This is a genomic window from Mycobacterium sp. DL99, assembly GCF_004762045.1.
Lineage (GTDB): Bacteria > Actinomycetota > Actinomycetes > Mycobacteriales > Mycobacteriaceae > Mycobacterium.
In genome coordinates, this window is sequence record NZ_SJOM01000007.1 from 3,540,725 (window position 1) to 3,555,829 (window position 15,105).

At 66.6% G+C, this 15,105-nt stretch carries 14 protein-coding genes; 5 read left to right on the forward strand and 9 right to left on the reverse strand.

Translation table 11 applies throughout. The features are described 5' to 3' along the window. Positions 1 to 8: 8 nt before the first annotated feature. A complete protein-coding gene (locus EYZ64_RS17460; RefSeq protein ID WP_135455141.1) occupies positions 9 to 1,940 on the forward strand; it encodes an ABC transporter ATP-binding protein/permease in 1,932 nt (643 codons plus the stop codon). A 41-nt stretch (positions 1,941 to 1,981) separates the two neighbouring features. Continuing rightward, complete coding sequence (locus EYZ64_RS17465) at positions 1,982 to 3,886, forward strand: ABC transporter ATP-binding protein/permease (RefSeq protein WP_135455143.1); 1,905 nt, start codon at positions 1,982 to 1,984, stop codon at positions 3,884 to 3,886. On the opposite strand, the gene EYZ64_RS17470 is transcribed toward EYZ64_RS17465, so the two are convergent. The 6 genes from EYZ64_RS17470 to EYZ64_RS17495 form a co-directional block, all read right to left on the reverse strand. Then, on the reverse strand, positions 3,883 to 5,358 hold the full coding sequence (locus EYZ64_RS17470) for an FAD-binding protein (protein ID WP_135455145.1): 1,476 nt from the start codon (positions 5,356 to 5,358) through the stop codon (positions 3,883 to 3,885). The two genes, EYZ64_RS17465 and EYZ64_RS17470, sit on opposite strands and share 4 nt — an antisense overlap. Further along, positions 5,355 to 5,849, reverse strand: a complete 495-nt coding sequence (locus EYZ64_RS17475) for a VOC family protein (protein WP_135455148.1) — start codon at positions 5,847 to 5,849, stop codon at positions 5,355 to 5,357. Before EYZ64_RS17475 ends, EYZ64_RS17470 begins: the two co-directional genes overlap by 4 nt. A 104-nt stretch (positions 5,850 to 5,953) precedes the next feature. Then, positions 5,954 to 6,616 (reverse strand): Rv1815 family serine proteinase, encoded by a 663-nt coding sequence (locus EYZ64_RS17480; RefSeq protein ID WP_135460083.1) that lies wholly within the window; start codon positions 6,614 to 6,616, stop codon positions 5,954 to 5,956. 188 nt (positions 6,617 to 6,804) lie between these two features. Next, positions 6,805 to 7,413 (reverse strand): LysM peptidoglycan-binding domain-containing protein, encoded by a 609-nt coding sequence (locus tag EYZ64_RS17485; protein ID WP_135455150.1) that lies wholly within the window; start codon positions 7,411 to 7,413, stop codon positions 6,805 to 6,807. Positions 7,414 to 7,715: 302 nt separating this feature from the next. Further along, complete coding sequence (locus tag EYZ64_RS17490) at positions 7,716 to 8,627, reverse strand: sterol desaturase family protein (RefSeq protein WP_135455152.1); 912 nt, start codon at positions 8,625 to 8,627, stop codon at positions 7,716 to 7,718. 43 nt (positions 8,628 to 8,670) lie between these two features. Further along, the gene (locus EYZ64_RS17495) at positions 8,671 to 10,242 is read right to left on the reverse strand and encodes a carboxylesterase/lipase family protein (RefSeq protein ID WP_135455154.1); all 1,572 of its coding nucleotides are present in this window, start codon (positions 10,240 to 10,242) and stop codon (positions 8,671 to 8,673) included. 75 nt (positions 10,243 to 10,317) lie between these two features. Between EYZ64_RS17495 and EYZ64_RS17500 the strand changes: the two genes are divergently transcribed. Both EYZ64_RS17500 and EYZ64_RS17505 read left to right on the forward strand, forming a co-directional pair. After that, complete coding sequence (locus EYZ64_RS17500; RefSeq protein ID WP_135455156.1) at positions 10,318 to 10,653, forward strand: DMT family transporter; 336 nt, start codon at positions 10,318 to 10,320, stop codon at positions 10,651 to 10,653. Then, positions 10,653 to 10,982, forward strand: coding sequence for a DMT family transporter (locus tag EYZ64_RS17505; protein WP_167858136.1), 330 nt, complete (start codon positions 10,653 to 10,655; stop codon positions 10,980 to 10,982). The genes EYZ64_RS17500 and EYZ64_RS17505 overlap by 1 nt, the downstream gene beginning before the upstream one ends. Here the strand turns inward: EYZ64_RS17505 and EYZ64_RS17510 are convergent. Genes EYZ64_RS17510 through EYZ64_RS17520 form a run of 3 tightly spaced genes read right to left on the reverse strand, consistent with a single transcriptional unit; the run spans position 10,926 to position 13,731 of the window. Beyond that, a complete protein-coding gene (locus EYZ64_RS17510; protein WP_167857865.1) occupies positions 10,926 to 12,188 on the reverse strand; it encodes an MFS transporter in 1,263 nt (420 codons plus the stop codon). The genes EYZ64_RS17505 and EYZ64_RS17510 overlap by 57 nt on opposite strands. A 29-nt stretch (positions 12,189 to 12,217) precedes the next feature. Further along, positions 12,218 to 13,126 (reverse strand): SDR family NAD(P)-dependent oxidoreductase, encoded by a 909-nt coding sequence (locus EYZ64_RS17515; protein WP_135455160.1) that lies wholly within the window; start codon positions 13,124 to 13,126, stop codon positions 12,218 to 12,220. Beyond that, positions 13,123 to 13,731 carry a TetR/AcrR family transcriptional regulator gene (locus EYZ64_RS17520; RefSeq protein ID WP_135455162.1) on the reverse strand — a complete coding sequence of 203 codons (609 nt, stop codon included), beginning with the start codon at positions 13,729 to 13,731 and terminating at the stop codon, positions 13,123 to 13,125. The genes EYZ64_RS17515 and EYZ64_RS17520 overlap by 4 nt, the downstream gene beginning before the upstream one ends. A gap of 78 nt (positions 13,732 to 13,809) precedes the next feature. Here EYZ64_RS17520 and lysA point away from each other — a divergent pair, with 78 nt between their 5' ends. After that, the gene (gene lysA, locus EYZ64_RS17525; protein WP_135455164.1) at positions 13,810 to 15,084 is read left to right on the forward strand and encodes a diaminopimelate decarboxylase; all 1,275 of its coding nucleotides are present in this window, start codon (positions 13,810 to 13,812) and stop codon (positions 15,082 to 15,084) included. Positions 15,085 to 15,105: the final 21 nt, after the last annotated feature.

Genomic DNA, 15,105 nt, shown 5'->3' on the forward strand with positions numbered 1-15,105 from the left:
TTGCCCGCATGGAGATGTTCACCCCAACTCTCGACTGGGGCAGCGAGCTGCCGACATCGCTGATGTGGATCGCCAAGGGTTGGCTGATCGCAGCGGTGTCGACGATGGTGATCCTGTTCCTGATCGCACGCTTCACCGAATGGGGCAGGCAGTTCTGGCGCGTCAGCAGCGGTTACTTCACCGGCGCTGCGAGCGTCAAGGTGTGGGTGTGGCTCGCCGCGCTGCTGCTGTCGGTGATCACCAGTGTGCGGCTCAATGTGCTGTTCAGTTTCTATGGCAACGACCTGATGACCAGCTTCCAGGTCATTGCATCCGGCATCTCCAGCGGCAACGAAGCAGTGAAGGTGTCCGGTCGGGACGGCTTCTGGTTGGCAATGACCGTCTTTGCCATCCTGGCAGTCCTCAACGTCGGCCGGATCATGCTCGACCTGTACATGTCGCAGCGTTTCATGCTGCGCTGGCGCGCCTGGCTCACCGACCAGCTCACCTCCGACTGGCTGGACGGCAAGGCCTACTACCGAGCCCGCTTCATCGACGGCACGATCGACAACCCGGATCAGCGCATCCAGTCCGATATCGACATCTTCACGGGCAGCACCGACTCCCTGCCCAACAGGCCGAGCAACACCTCGACAGCGACGTTGTTGTTCGGCGCGATCAATGCCATCGCTTCGATGATTTCGTTCACCGCGATTCTGTGGAATCTGTCGGGCGAGATCACCCTGCCTTTCGTCGGAATCGACCTCCCCAGGGCGATCTTCTGGATCGGAATCGTGTACGTCCTGTTCGCCACAGTCGTGGCGTTCTGGCTCGGCCGGCCAATCATCGCTTTGTCGTTCAACAACGAGAAGTACAACGCCGCGTTCCGGTATGCACTGGTGCGCCTACGCGACGCATCGGAGGCCGTGGCGTTCTACCGCGGCGAACTCGCCGAGCGCACCGGGCTGCGGCACCTGTTCGCCCCCGTCATCGTGAACTACAAGCGCTATATCAACCGAATGACAAAGTTCCTCGGCTGGAACCTGACGATCGGCCAGGCCCAGGAGCTGATCCCGTACGCCGTTCAATTCCCGCGGTTCTACAGCGGCGAGATCACGCTCGGCGCACTCACACAGACTGCCACGGCGTTCCGCAGTCTGCTGGATGGCCTGTCGTTCTTCCGCGGCGCCTACGACAACTTCGCCGGCTACCGCGCCGCCATCATCCGCCTCCACGGGCTGGTCGTCTCCAACGAGGAGGCCAGAGAACTGCCCGAGGTGACCACCACTCCATGTGTGGACGGCACCGTGAAGCTCTCCGACATCGAGGTCCGCACGCCCGACGGCAGGCAACTCATCAACCCGCTCGACCTGCACCTCCAGGTGGGAGACACGTTGGTGATCACCGGGCCCTCGGGCAGCGGCAAGACCACACTGCTGCGCAGCCTCGCCGAATTGTGGCCGTTCACGTCGGGCACGCTGACCCGCCCATGCGGCCCCAACGAAACCATGTTCCTTTCGCAGTTGCCGTATGTCCCACTCGGTGACCTGCGCGCGGTGGTGACCTACCCGGGTGAGGAAGGTGTCGTCGACGACGAGACGCTCATGCGGACCCTCGACGAGGTGGCCCTGGCACATCTGGTCAGCCGACTCGACGAGGTACAGGACTGGGCCAAGGTGCTGTCTCCCGGTGAGCAACAAAGGATTGCGTTCGCCCGGATCCTGCTCGTCAAGCCCAAGGTGGTGTTCCTCGACGAGTCGACGTCTGCGCTCGACGAAGGCCTTGAGTACATGCTGTATCAACGGGTGCGCACGGATCTGCCGAACACCATCCTGGTCAGCGTCAGCCACCGCACGACCGTCGAGCAGCACCACACCCACGAACTCCAGTTGCTCGGAGACGGGGAGTGGCGACTCGGCCGGATCGAGGACGACGCGGCCGACCTGGTCAAGCAACCCTGATACCGGCAACCAAACCGGGCGGTTCCCGGTAGTTTTCGGCCATGGAGATGTTCACCCAGTCACTGGACTGGGGCAACGAGATCCTTGCGTCGCTGTTCTGGGTCCTCAAAGCGTGGACGATCGGCGCGGTGGCACTCGTGGCCGTCCTGGCCGTGCTGGCTCGCATCACCACATGGGGCCGTCAGTTCTGGCGGGTTACCGGTGGCTATTTCATTGGGCGCCAGAGCATTCCGGTGTGGGTACTGCTCGGAGTTCTGCTCTTGTCGGTGATGCTCTCGGTGCGCATGGACGTGTTGTTCAGCTACTACCTCAACGACCAGACCACGGCCCTGCAGGTGGCGTTCTCCGGTGCCGGTTCGGGCGATGAAGCGGTGCGCCGCTCTGGAATCGACGGTTTCTGGCAGTCGATCCTGATCTTCGCGATGTTGGTGACGGCGGACATCACCCGCACTCTGCTCGACCTGTATCTGATGCAGTACTTCATCGTTCGGTGGCGGGTCTGGCTCACCAACCGGCTCACCAGCGACTGGCTGGACCAACGCGCCTACTACCGCGGCAGATTCATCGGCGGGTTCGGCGGTAACCCGATCGACAATCCGGATCAGCGCATCCAGCAGGACATCGATGTCTTCACCACCGGAACCGGCCCCGAGACCAACACGCCGACCGTCGCCACCGCGCAGACGCTGATGTTCGGATCGGTGTATTCGATCGTGTCGGTCGTCGCGTTCACGCCGATCCTGTGGAATCTCGCCGGCCCGTTGACGATTCTGGGCATCACGGTGCCCAAGGCGTTGTTCTGGATCGCGCTGGTGTGGGTGGCGATGACAACCGTCGTGGCGATCTGGATCGGCAGGCCGATGATCCGCCTGACCTTCCGCAACTCACTCACCAACGCCGCGTTCCGGTACGCACTCGTGCGCGTCCGTGACGGCGCCGAGGCAGTCGGCTTCTATCACGGCGAAAATACCGAACGTGCCACGCTCGCAGACCGATTCGCCAGGGTCATCGCCAATTACCGCAGGCTCGTGCTCCGGGGAGTCGCGTTTCTCGGCTGGAATCGGTCGATCAACCAGATCATCGACCCTCTCCCGCTGATCATCCAGGCGCCACGGTTGTTCGCGGGTCAGCTGACGTACGGCGACGTCCTGCAGTCGTCGAGTGCCTTCAATCGGGTGCAGAGTTCGCTGAGCTTCTTCCGCTCGGTGTACGACGCATTCGCGGGCTACCGGGCCGCCATCATCCGCCTCGACGGTCTCGTCACCGCGAACGAACAGGCAAGGGCGCTACCGCGATTGGATACCGGGGTGAGCACCAACGGCGGAGTCGAGCTCGAGGATGTCGAAGTGCGGTCACCCGAGGGCGACCTGCTTCTGCACGATCTCGACATGAAATTGGCGCCCGGCGATTCGTTGGTCATCACCGGGCCGTCCGGTACCGGGAAGACGACGCTGTTGCGCAGCCTGGCACGGCTGTGGCCGTACGGATCCGGCACGGTGCGTTATCCCGAGCAGGGCGGGGTGATGTTCCTGTCCCAACTCCCCTACGCCCCGCTGGGCGATCTACGGACAGTGGCCTGCTATCCCTCACCGGCCGGCACCTACAGCGACGACGAGATCCGGGCAGCGCTCGACGCGGTTGCGCTGGGCAACCTGACCTCCCGGCTGGACGAAGAGGCCGATTGGGGAAAGGTGCTGTCCCCGGGCGAACAGCAGCGAATCGCATTCGTCCGGGTTCTGCTGGCCAAACCGTCGGCGGTGTTCCTCGACGAAGCCACCTCGGCACTCGACGCCGGCCAGCAGTACGCGTTGTACACGACGCTGCGCACCGAGCTGCCCGACTGCATCGTGGTCAGCATCAGCCACCGCGACAGCGTCAACCGGCTCCACGACCGTCGCCTGGAACTGCTCGGCGACGGCCGGTGGAACCTCGCGTCCGTGAACTAGCGCGCTGCCGCGTGCGTACCGGCGCGGCGACCGAAGAAAGAGCCTTCGCCGAGCTGCACGCCGCTGGCGTATCCCTCGCCGTCCTGGGCGATGTTGGATGCGCAGGCCCCTGCCGCATACAGGCCTGAGATAACGCTGCCGTCCTCCCGCAGGACCTCGCCGTCGATCGATACCGTCAGCCCGCCCATGGTGAATCCCGAGTACATGGCGACGCCGAGCGACAGGTCGAAGGCCGCGTACGGGCCCGTGTCCTGTGCGGCGATGTAGTCGGGTTGCTTGTGGAAGTCGGGATCCTCGCCGTCGGCCGCGTTCTTGTTGTAGCGGTCCAACGTCGCCGCCAGGTTCCCGGACGGAATGCCTAGCGCCGCTTCGACGTCGGCGACCGTCTCGTAGCCGTCGATGAACTTGATCAGCGGCATGGCCGGCATCTCCATGTGCGCCTCGTCCACGATGAGGTACGCCTGCTGATCGGGCTGCCGCAGGACGAACGCCGAGGTACGTGAGTGGTAGGAATCCTCCGCGACGAAGCGCTGTCCCTGGTTGTTGACGATGACGCCGGTCAGCAGGATCTCCGGTGGGTAGGCCGCGGCGGTGATGAACAGCTGATCCATGCCGTTGGCCACGCCGCCGGCCGCGACACCCATCCGGATACCGAGGCCGTCGTCGTTGGGGTTGCCCAGGATGTAGGGCTCGACCTCACCGTGGTGCTTGGTGCGACGCTTCTTGCCGAGCGCCGGGGTGTATTCGGCGACCATCTCGGGGTTCATCGCGAACCCGCCCGCGGTGATGATGACCGATTTCGCCTTGATGCAACCGGTTTCGCCGAAGTGCTTCCACTTGACGCCGACCACCGCTCCGTCGTCCACGATCAGGTTGGTGGCCCCGATCTCGTAGCGGATCGTGACGCCCAGTGCCTCAGCGCGTTTCAGCAGGAGGTCGATCACCATCGCGGCGCCGCCCAACTCCCCCGGCACCGGCACGGAGTGTCCGCGGGGAGCCGGCTGGGCCTGTTCGGTGAACGGCCAGACCTTCTCGTTGCCGGTGTAGGACAGCCCCTCGGTACCGGGCGGCACCACCACCTTGCCCGGGTAGAAGCTGCGTTCGAACTGGAAACCCAGCGCCTCAAGCCAATTGAAGTGCTCCACGCTGTCTTCGCTGTAGGCGCGGATCTTGTCCAGATCAGGTTCGCGGGACACGGCGACCAGGTACTTGTACATCTCTTCGGCGGTGTCCGGGTGCCCGGTCGCCTCCTGCACGGCGGTCCCGCCACCGAGATAGAAGTGCCCGCCCGCCATCGAGGTGGTACCGCCGGCCGCCGCCGCCTTCTCCAACACCAGGACGCGGGCGCCCTGTGCTGCGGCACTGACCGCTGCGCAGCCTCCGGCGATGCCGAACCCGATCACCACGACGTCGAACTCGTCGGACCAGGATTCGACGTCCGCAGCCTCGACGACCTCGGGGATTTCCTTCACTGCTGCTCCTGTTTCACATACTCGAAGAACGCCCGGATCTCGGGCGGAATGTAAGCGATCTCCAGATACGGCACCCCGGCCGCCGCGGCCGACAGGTAGGCGAATCTCATGCCCCCAGGCATGACTCCCTGGCAGACAACGGGTGTCCCGCCGCCTTCGGCGTCCCGCAGCTTTGCCTCGAACGCCTCGGGATCGGCCGCCTCGATGCAGATGTGGTGCAGGCCCGCCCCGTGGCGATCCAGGAACTCGGTGTAGACGCTCTCGCCGCGTACCGGCGCGATGAGCTCCAACTGGGTGTCACCGGCGTAGCTCAGCGAGATGTCGGCCACGAAATCGGCGGGCCGGCCGCGGTAGCTGCAGGCCTCGGGGCTGAAGTGCACCGCGGGCATACGCACCCACCGGCGCGCCCCCAGCAGGGTGGTCAGCGCCTGTTCGGTGGCGTCCAGATCGGCGGTGACCCAGGCAATCTGGACAGGTGTCTGATCAAACATCGCCATGAGAATATCGCCCACCCGGCGCGAACGCTAGAACGTGTTCTAGTTCTGCGATTCGCCCCGCCCATGACGTACACCGCCGGGCGTCCGGTTCGGAGCGGTCAGGGTTGCCCGACCAGATTCGACACCTCGCCGAGTGGCGCGCCGTCACTGCGGGCCTGCCCACTGGCGTTCTGCCACGATACGGCGGCCGGGTAGTTACCCCACGTGCTGTTGAACATCCCGACGATGGCGGCGCGGCCATCCGGCGTGACGATGTACACCGGGCCACCCGAATCGCCCTTCTGGCTGACCACGCCGTTGGCCATGGTGAACCAGCCGTTGTTGACGGCCTCGACGGTGCCGCAGGTCTCCCCGGTCACCACCCCGAAGTGGCAGACCGGGGCCCCGGGCGTCGGCACCACCGCCGCATCCTCCACGAGCATCCGACCACCCGGCAGGATGTTGTTCACCGCGACGTCGCCGGCCAGTTGGATGGTCTCCCAGTCGGAGATCATGTGATTGGTGTCGACGGTGGCACCGTCGGGCGTGTTGTCCCGGAAGGAGCCCATGTGCCCGATGGAATTGCCGTCCCGGTCGTTAACCGGTCCGCCGCCGCGGCAGTGCCCCGCGGTGAACCCGACCCGACTCACCGGGTCCACGAAGCCCAGAGTGCACAAATTGGTGCCCTGCCGGATCTCCATCCCGGGATACACCAGCGAACCCGCCGCCGCGGCCGTCGGGACCGGACATACCAGCAGCCCTGCCACCGACACCCCCGCCATCGCCCGCATCACCCCACCAAGCCAACTGTTCACGGCCGGCCTCCCTCGTTTTCGGACGTGGTGAAAGTCACCCTACCGACATCAATATCGGCCAGGCGGCAACTTCGTTACCGGGGGTACCCGTATCCACGGGCCGAAAACGACGACGGCCCGGACCATGAAGGTCCGGGCCGTGCATCTGTTCTAGGTCAGGGAATCGTCAGAACCTGGCCCGGGTGAATCAGGTCAGGGTTGGCGACGCCGCTGGCATCGGCGATCTGCTGGTACTTGTTGCCGTCCCCGTAGAACCGCTCGGCGATCGCCCACAGGGTGTCGCCGGAGACCACGGTGTAGGTCCGCGGCTCGGGTGCCGGCGGGGGTGGCGGCGGCGCGGCCGGCTCGGGCGCGGCTACCGGCTCCTCGACCGCGGCCGGGGCGACCTCGACCTCGGGCGCGGCGGCCTCGGGCGCCGGTGGCGGCGGCTCGGAGGTCTCGGTATTGGACGACCACGCGGGCCCGTCGGCGGCGTACAGCACCAGGTTGCGGTCGTCCTGGAGAACCAGCTTGACGTCCTTCTTGCCCTTGGTGTCGGTGTGCCACACGGGCTTCTCCGAGGTGTACAGCACGAAGTTACCGTCGGTCTGCACCTCCGCCCGCACCACGTCCTGGCCGTTGGTGGAAGTCGACCAGACCGCTTGGCCACGTGCCTCCAACACGAGGTTGCCATCATCCTGCAACGTCAGCGTGTACGCGCCGTTGTTGGAGGTGAGCGACCCCCCCTTCTCCAGCTTCTGTCCTTCGGTCAGTGTGTCTCCCACGCATTGCCCCTTTCTTGACCGTGATCCGGATTGTGCACCCGGCTGAGTCGACCTTACTGATTTGAAGTTTGCTTTGGTGCCATTCGGCTCGGCCCGAATTCAAACGTCACACAAACACTGGGGAACACTGGGAGTTTCGACGAAAGAAGGCCCGGATCACATCCGCGCGGCGTGTCGCAAATCGAAGCTCAGGCCGAATAGTGGACGGCGTCAATTGTTGTGCCGGCCAATGGTTATGGCGGTGACAGCAGCCGTTCATGTCCCGGGTCACAGCGGGGGCCAGGTCGCGGCCGGCGAACGCGCTACCCGACCGGCTGGGATTCGATAATGTCGGCGGGCTGCCAGCCCGGCGGACCGAAGATGTAGCCCAGCCGGTCACGCAGGCGGCCGGCCCGCCGCACGTCGCGAGCAATGGCCACGTATTCGTGGGTCTGCAGCTTCCAGATGTTGAACGTGCCCACCGGCTTGGTCAGCCCGTAGTGCGGCCGGAACACCTCCGGCTGGAACGTGCCGAACATCCGGTCCCAGATGATCAGGATGCCGCCGTAGTTGCGGTCCAGGTACAGCTGGTCACGTCCGTGGTGCACGCGATGATGCGACGGCGTGTTGAAGATGAATTCGATTGGCCGCCATAACTTTCCGACTCGCTCGGTATGAACCCAGAACTGATAGACCAGGTTCACCGAGAAGCTGGCGAACACCAGCCACGGTGGGATGCCGAGCAGTGGCAACGGAATCCAGGCCAGGATTTCGCCGCTGTTGTTCCATTTCTGCCGCAGTGCGGTGGCGAAGTTGTAGTACTCACTCGAGTGATGGGCCTGATGCGTCGCCCAGATCAACCGCACCCGGTGTGCCACCCGGTGGTAGCCGTAGAACAGCAGATCCACCCCGACGATCGCGATCACCCAGGTGTACCACCGGTTTCCGGGCAGGTGCCAGGGCGCCAGATAGGCGTAGATGGCGGCATAACCCAACAACGCCAGCAGTTTCCATCCGGCGGTGGTGAGGATCGACACCAACCCCATCGAGATGCTCGCCCACGCATCGCGGATATTGAACGCACCGGCGGGTGCCCGCTCGGATTCGAGGTGCTCCAGGCGCCGGGCCGCCGCCCACTCCACGGTCAACAACACCAGGAAGAACGGGATGGCGAAGAACACCGGGTCCCGCATCGGCGGAGGCAGAAAGTCCAGTACGGACCTGATCATGTCCATGTCAACATCTTTGTCTCAGCGGATTTGTCTCATTGGATTCGTCTTACCGGAAATTGAGTATCTGGCTCCCCCAGGCCGCGTGGATATCGCGGTCCAGGTCGGCGACCGTCTTATCGTTCTTGTTGATCACCAGGGAGGCCCGGTCCTCCCGGCGGTACGACCGCCACACCGGTTCCCCGAGGGCACCCGAGGGCTGCCCGGTGGTGGCGAAGTTGACCCACCGACGACGCACCCGCTGCGACACCGCTCGCCCGTGCTTGAGCCCACCCAACTTGAACGTCGGGTCCTTCGGCCCGGCGACCAGATTGCCCCAGATGTAAGGCAGTTCGGTCGCATGGGCGGCGCCGAGCCGCAGTAGACGCAGCATCGGGGTGGTGAAGTCGAAGCGGTACATATGCACGGGGGCGACGGTGCTGTGTCCCTCGGCGAACCACAGGGTCGGCATGCGGAAACCGATGTCGCGCGCCACGCCCAATCCGATCGCCTTGGGACGTAAACCCGCATAGGCGGAGGTGATCTGGGCTTCGGTCGGCAGTTGCAGGCCGGGCTGTTCGGCCGCGATGGCGGCGAACATGGACCGCAATGCACCGGGGGTGATCGGCATCAGCGGTGACTTCATCCAGCGGAACACCGTGCCTTCGTGCTCGTTGGTCCCGATGATCAGCGGCACCGGGTGGGTGCGGCCCTCGCTTGCCGCCGCGACCGGATAGTCCGGAACCACATCGCCGTCGACGATGGGGGCGAATGCCAGCAGGCCCGGCGTCTGGGTCGGCACCGCGTCGAAAACCTCCTTGGCCGCGGACAGGATGCTGGGCACCGGCGCGCCGGACAATCGCCCGACCTCGTCGCCGTCGACGCCCAGGCGCTCGAGGAACTGGGCGGCCACGGCGCGGGAGCGCTCGGCGTCGTACACCGATGTCGCAGGGGAACTCTGCGCGATCGCCGCACTGAAAAGCCCTTCGGCGGCCGGGCTGGCCAGCAGGGTGGTGACGATCCCGCCGCCGGCCGACTCCCCGAACAAGGTCACCTGTTGCGGGTCCCCGCCGAATGCGGCGATGTTGTCGCGCACCCACTGCAGCGCCGACAGCACGTCGCGCAGACCGAGGTTGGTGTCGAAACGCAGTCCCTTCGCACCGGGGCGCCCGTTGAAATGGGACAGGTCCAGGAAGCCGAACGGGCCGAGGCGGTAGTTGACGGTGACCACGACGACATCACCTTCTGCGGCCAGGACCGACCCGTCGTAGAGCGGCTGACTCCCGGAGCCCATGACGTAGGCACCGCCGTGAACCCACACCATGACCGGTTTGGCGTCGCCGGCCTCGGTTCCGCTCGGCGCCCAGACGTTGAGCACCAGACTGTCCTCGCCCTGGCGTCCACCGAGGTCGAGCGGGAGCCTCGGATCGGCGATCTGCGGGCACACCGGCCCGGCGCCGGTCGCGTCGGCGATCTCGTTCCAGCCGCCGGGAGGTTGTGGGGCCCGCCACCGCAACTCGCCGACGGGCGCGGCGGCGTAGCGAATACCCATCCACTGCTTGACGATTCCGTCGTCGGTCCCGCGAATCGGGCCGTACCCGGTGTCGACGACCGGCCCGGGGGTGCGTGTCGGATCGGTCATGCGGCTCCTCGGCGAATCTGGGCGAACTCCCCCACGGTACTCACCCGCCGCCCCGCGCTCGGATAGGTTGGTCCGGTGCGGACCTGGGCGTTGTTGATCGCGGCCGTCGTCACCGAAGTCAGCGCCACGTTGTCGCTGCGCGCGTCCCAGGACCATTCGGGATGGCTGGTGCTGGTGGTGTCGGGCTATCTGGCCGCGTTCGTGTTGTTGACCCTGGTGCTGCGGGCCGGCATGCCCGTCGGCGTCGCCTACGGCATCTGGGGTGCCCTGGGTACCGCGGCGACGGCCGTGCTGGCGGCGGTGCTGTTCGGCGACCCGTTCACCTGGCCGATCGTCGCCGGCATCGGATTGATCATCGCGGGTGTGCTGCTGGTCGAACTCGGGTCACACTCGCGGCAGGCCGAATCATGATGTGGCTGGCGCTGACCGGGGCAATCCTGGTCGAGGTGTTCGCCACGCTTGGGCTGCGCGCCTCGGACGGGTTCCGCCGTAAGGCCTGGATCGCGCCGGTGGTGGCCGGGTATGTGATGTCGTTCTATCTGCTGTGGCTGGCCCTGTCCTTGGGTGTACCGGTAGGGATCGCCTACGGCATCTGGACCGCGTGTGGGGTCGCCCTCGTCGCGGTCATCGCCAAGTTCCTGTTCAAGGAGCCGCTGACCCCGGTGATGATGCTCGGCATCGGGCTAATCGTGTCGGGTGTGTTCACGATCGAGCTCGCGGGCGTCGGGCCCACGCACTGAATCAGGCACCGACGCCGGCCTCCGCGGCAGCGCCCCGGCCAGCAGGACCGCCACCAGCCCGGCCACCGGTACCGCCAGCAGTCCGGCCCGCAATCCGGCGGCATCGGCGACAAGCCCGACCAGCAGCGGTGCCCCGAAGAACCCGACCCGCATCAGCCAGGTGACCACGGTCAGACCGGTGCCGGGTCGCAGCCCGGGCAGCTGATCGGCGCCGTGCATGGCGGCGGGCACCAGGGTGGCCACGCCCAGACCCGCGAGCGCGAACCCGGCGATCGTGGTGGCGATGCTAGGGAACGCCAGCGCGGACCCCATCCCGACAGCAGCGATCAAACCGCCCGTCCGCGCCACGGTGGCCTCGCCGAAGCGGTCGACCAGCCGGTCGCCGATCAGCCGGCCGATGAACATGAACCCGACCAGTGCGATGTAGCCGAAGACCGCCACCGCCGGCGGCGCGTGCAGGGTGTCGCGCAGGTACAACGTGGCCCACGAGTTTCCGGCGTCCTCGACCGTGGCGCCGGCGATGGCGATCAGCACCAGTGCCAGCAGGATCAGGTACACCCGCGGCCCGGCCTTGCTCCCCGCCGCCGCGGCGTGTGCGGCCGGGTGGTCATCATGGTCGGAGCCCGGCAGCAGGTAGCGGTAGGCGACCAGCGCCACCGCACTCAAAAGCACTCCGACCACCAAAAGGTGGATTCCGCGCGGTACGCCCAGTGCGATCGCGCCGGCACCGGTGAGCCCACCGAGGATCGCCCCGGCAGCCCAGACCGCGTGCAGGGAGTTGATGATCGAGCGACCGTGTTCGCGTTGCAGCCGCAGCCCGTGTGCGTTCTGTGCGACGTCGACCACCGAATCGCAGGCGCCGGCCAGAAACAGGGCCGCGGCAAGCATGAGCGGCGTGCCCGCGCCACCGGCTGCGACGACGAAAGCGGCCAGGGCGACGGTGCCGATGACCGCGACGCGTGCGCTGCGGAACCGTCGAATCAACGTCGCCGCAGTGAGTCCCGCGACCAGTGCCCCGCCGGCGAACGAGGCGACGGCCGCGCCGTACACCGCGTTGCTCAGATGCAGATCGGTTTTGATCTCCGGATAACGCGGCAGCAGATTGGCGAAGATCGCTCCGTTGGTCAGGAACAACGCTCCCACCGCGATCCGGGCCCGGCGCAGCACGACGGTGTCGCCATCTTCTGAAACCGGCCCGGATGTCACTGGGGCGACACTACTGCGGCCCGGGCGAGCTAGCCGACCGCCGACACCAACCGTTCGCTGACCTGCCACAGATCTGCAGCCTTCGCCGAGTCGTACGAATCGCGCGAGGAGCGGATCCGGCGAGTTCCCTCGAAGTACTCCCCTGTGACGCCGTCGAGGGCGGGATCCTCGACGAGCGCGGCGAGATGGGCTCCAGAACGCCTGGTGCTGTTCACGTTGGGCAGGATCCGCAGTGCCGGCATGAACAGGCGCCAGGCCAGCCGCTGTACGCCCCCGTAGTCCCTGGCCAGCCCCGACCCCGGCATCAGGCCCGGATCGAATGCGTTGACCGTGACTCCGCGGGCACCGTGCCCCAGCCGCCGGTCCAACTCGTAGCTGAAGAGCATGTTGCAGAGTTTGGAGGTGGTGTAGCGACGCCGGCCCTCTTCGCCCGTCAGGCCGCCCACCGGCGGACGCAGTAGTTCTTCAGCTGAATTATATTGCGGCGCAGGCATACCCGTGAACTTGTCCGGATCGTGGGTGCCGCTGCTGACCACCACGATTCGCGCGGGGGCCGTCAGGGCGCCGAGCACATGCTGCACCAGGGCGAAATGACCGAGATGGTTGACGCCGAACGTCATCTCATAGCCGTCCGCCGTCGCCGGCGAACCCGAGACCACCTGCAGCCCGGCGTTGCACACCAGCGCGGCCAACGGCGGAACCTCCAGTTGCGGCAATCTGACGGCGAAGTCGCGCACCGACCGTAGCGATGCCAGGTCGAGTTCAGCGACCGTGGTGCGTCCCGGACAGTCGAGCCGGGCCGCGGCGTCGGCGCCGCGTTGGGCGTCGCGCACCGCCAGCACCACGTGCCACCCCGGATCGGATTCCAGGAGTGCACGCGCGCATTCGAATCCCAGCCCGGTGTTCGCGCCGGTGATGATCGCGGTCCTGCCGGTCACGTTTCCTCCAGGAGTATCGGGATCAGGGCGGTGACGGCTTGCCACAGCCGCTGGTACATACGCGCCACGTCGGTGCTGTCGGGCTCGAGGTGTCCGGCGAAGAACACGCCGTCGGACTGCGCGACGGCGAATGCCGTGAGTTCGGCCACCACCCGCTCCGCACGTCGTGGTGGCACATCCGCGGGCAGCTGGCCGCGCACGGCGGCCGAGAAACGCGAGATGGCAGTGCCCCGCACGCGGCGCACCACGGCGGTCACCGTCGGGTCATCGCTGCGTTCCAGCGACAGCAGGTACAGGATCCGGAGGAACTCGGGGCGCTGTGACTGCTGGTCCGCCAGGACCGCCAACTGCTCGTCGATGCTCCCGCCGCTCGGGATGGCCGCGAAGAAGCGGTCGGCTCCGCGTTCCATCACGGCGGCGAGGACGCCGTCCTTGGACCCGAAATGCCAGTAGATGGAGCTGGCCGGCAGGCCGCAGGCCTTGCGGATGTCGCTGATCGAGGTGGCGGCGTAGCCGCGGGTGGCCATCAGTCGCTCGGTGGCGTCGAGGATCTGTTCGCGAGAATCCGCGCCCTGCCGTTGTCGCCTCGTGGCTGCAGTTGTCACCTGAACCTGCCTCTGTACGGATCGTTACAGACAGGCTATCAACGCTCGTGGGCATCTCGCCAGTGGCACGCTGAACCGGTGACGATCCACAGCGAGACCACCAGCGATCTGATCGGCCTCTTCCCGCCCGGAACCCGGCAGGACGCCGACGGCACCCTGGTGGTCGGCGGCTGCCGGCTGGACGCCATCGCCGAGCAATTCGGTACCCCGGCGATCGTGGTGGACGAAGGCGCCTTGCGGCAGCGGGCCGCCGACTACCTCTCGGCGTTCCGCAGTCGCTGGCCGCGCAGCGATGTCGCGTTCGCGTCGAAGTCCTTCCCGTGCACCGCGGTCCAGCGGGTGATGGCGTCCGAAGGGCTACACCTCGATGTCGCCGGCGGGGGCGAGATCCTGTCGGCACTCAAGGCCGGCGCCGAGCCGGGCCGGCTGGTGCTGCACGGCAACGCCAAGACCGATGAGGAGCTCACCCTGGCCGTCGGGCACGGTGTGGGCCTGGTGGTGGTCGACAACTTCGACGACATCGACCGGCTGGAGCGGATTGTGCCCTCCGGCCACCGGCAACCCTGTCTGGTCCGGGTGATTCCGGGCGTCGAGGCCGCCACACACGCCTCGCAGGCCACCGGCCATGCCGGGTCCAAGTTCGGCCTGATGCCCGCGGACGCCCGGGCGGCCATCGCGCGGATCGAGGCCAGCCCGCGGCTACGCCTGGACGGTGTGCACACCCACGTGGGATCGCAACTGCTCAATGTCGAGCAGTTGGCCGCGGCGGTGAAACCGATCGCCGCGCTGGGCACGTTCGAGGTCTACGACCTCGGCGGCGGGCTCGGGGTGCGCTACACCTACGACGAGCACCCGCCGAGCCTGGACGACTATGCCGAGGCGATGGTGGCCCAGGCCCGTGAGCTGTTGCCGCGCGACAGCCGGATCATCGTCGAACCCGGTCGCAGCATGGTGGCGACCAGCGCCTGCACGCTGTACCGCGTCACCACCGTCAAACGCGGGGTGATCACCCACGTGGCGGTGGACGGCGGCATGGGCGACAACCTGGAGGTGTCGCTGACCGGGCAGCGGTTCGAGGCCACCATCGCCGACCGCGTCGGCGGCGGTGAGACGGTCAGCGTCGTCGGCAGGCACTGCGAGTCCGGCGATCAGCTCATCGACGCCGTGGCACTGCGTGAACCGAAGGTCGGCGATCTGCTGGCGGTGCCGGTCACCGGGGCCTACTGCTACACCATGTCGAATCAGTACAACGGCGCCCGCCGGGTTCCGGTTGTGTTCGCGCACAACGGAACAGCCCGGCTGGTGGTGCGCCGGGACACCTGGGAGGACCTGCTGTCCCGCGATGTCGACTGACATGATCGCGTTCTGGGCAGC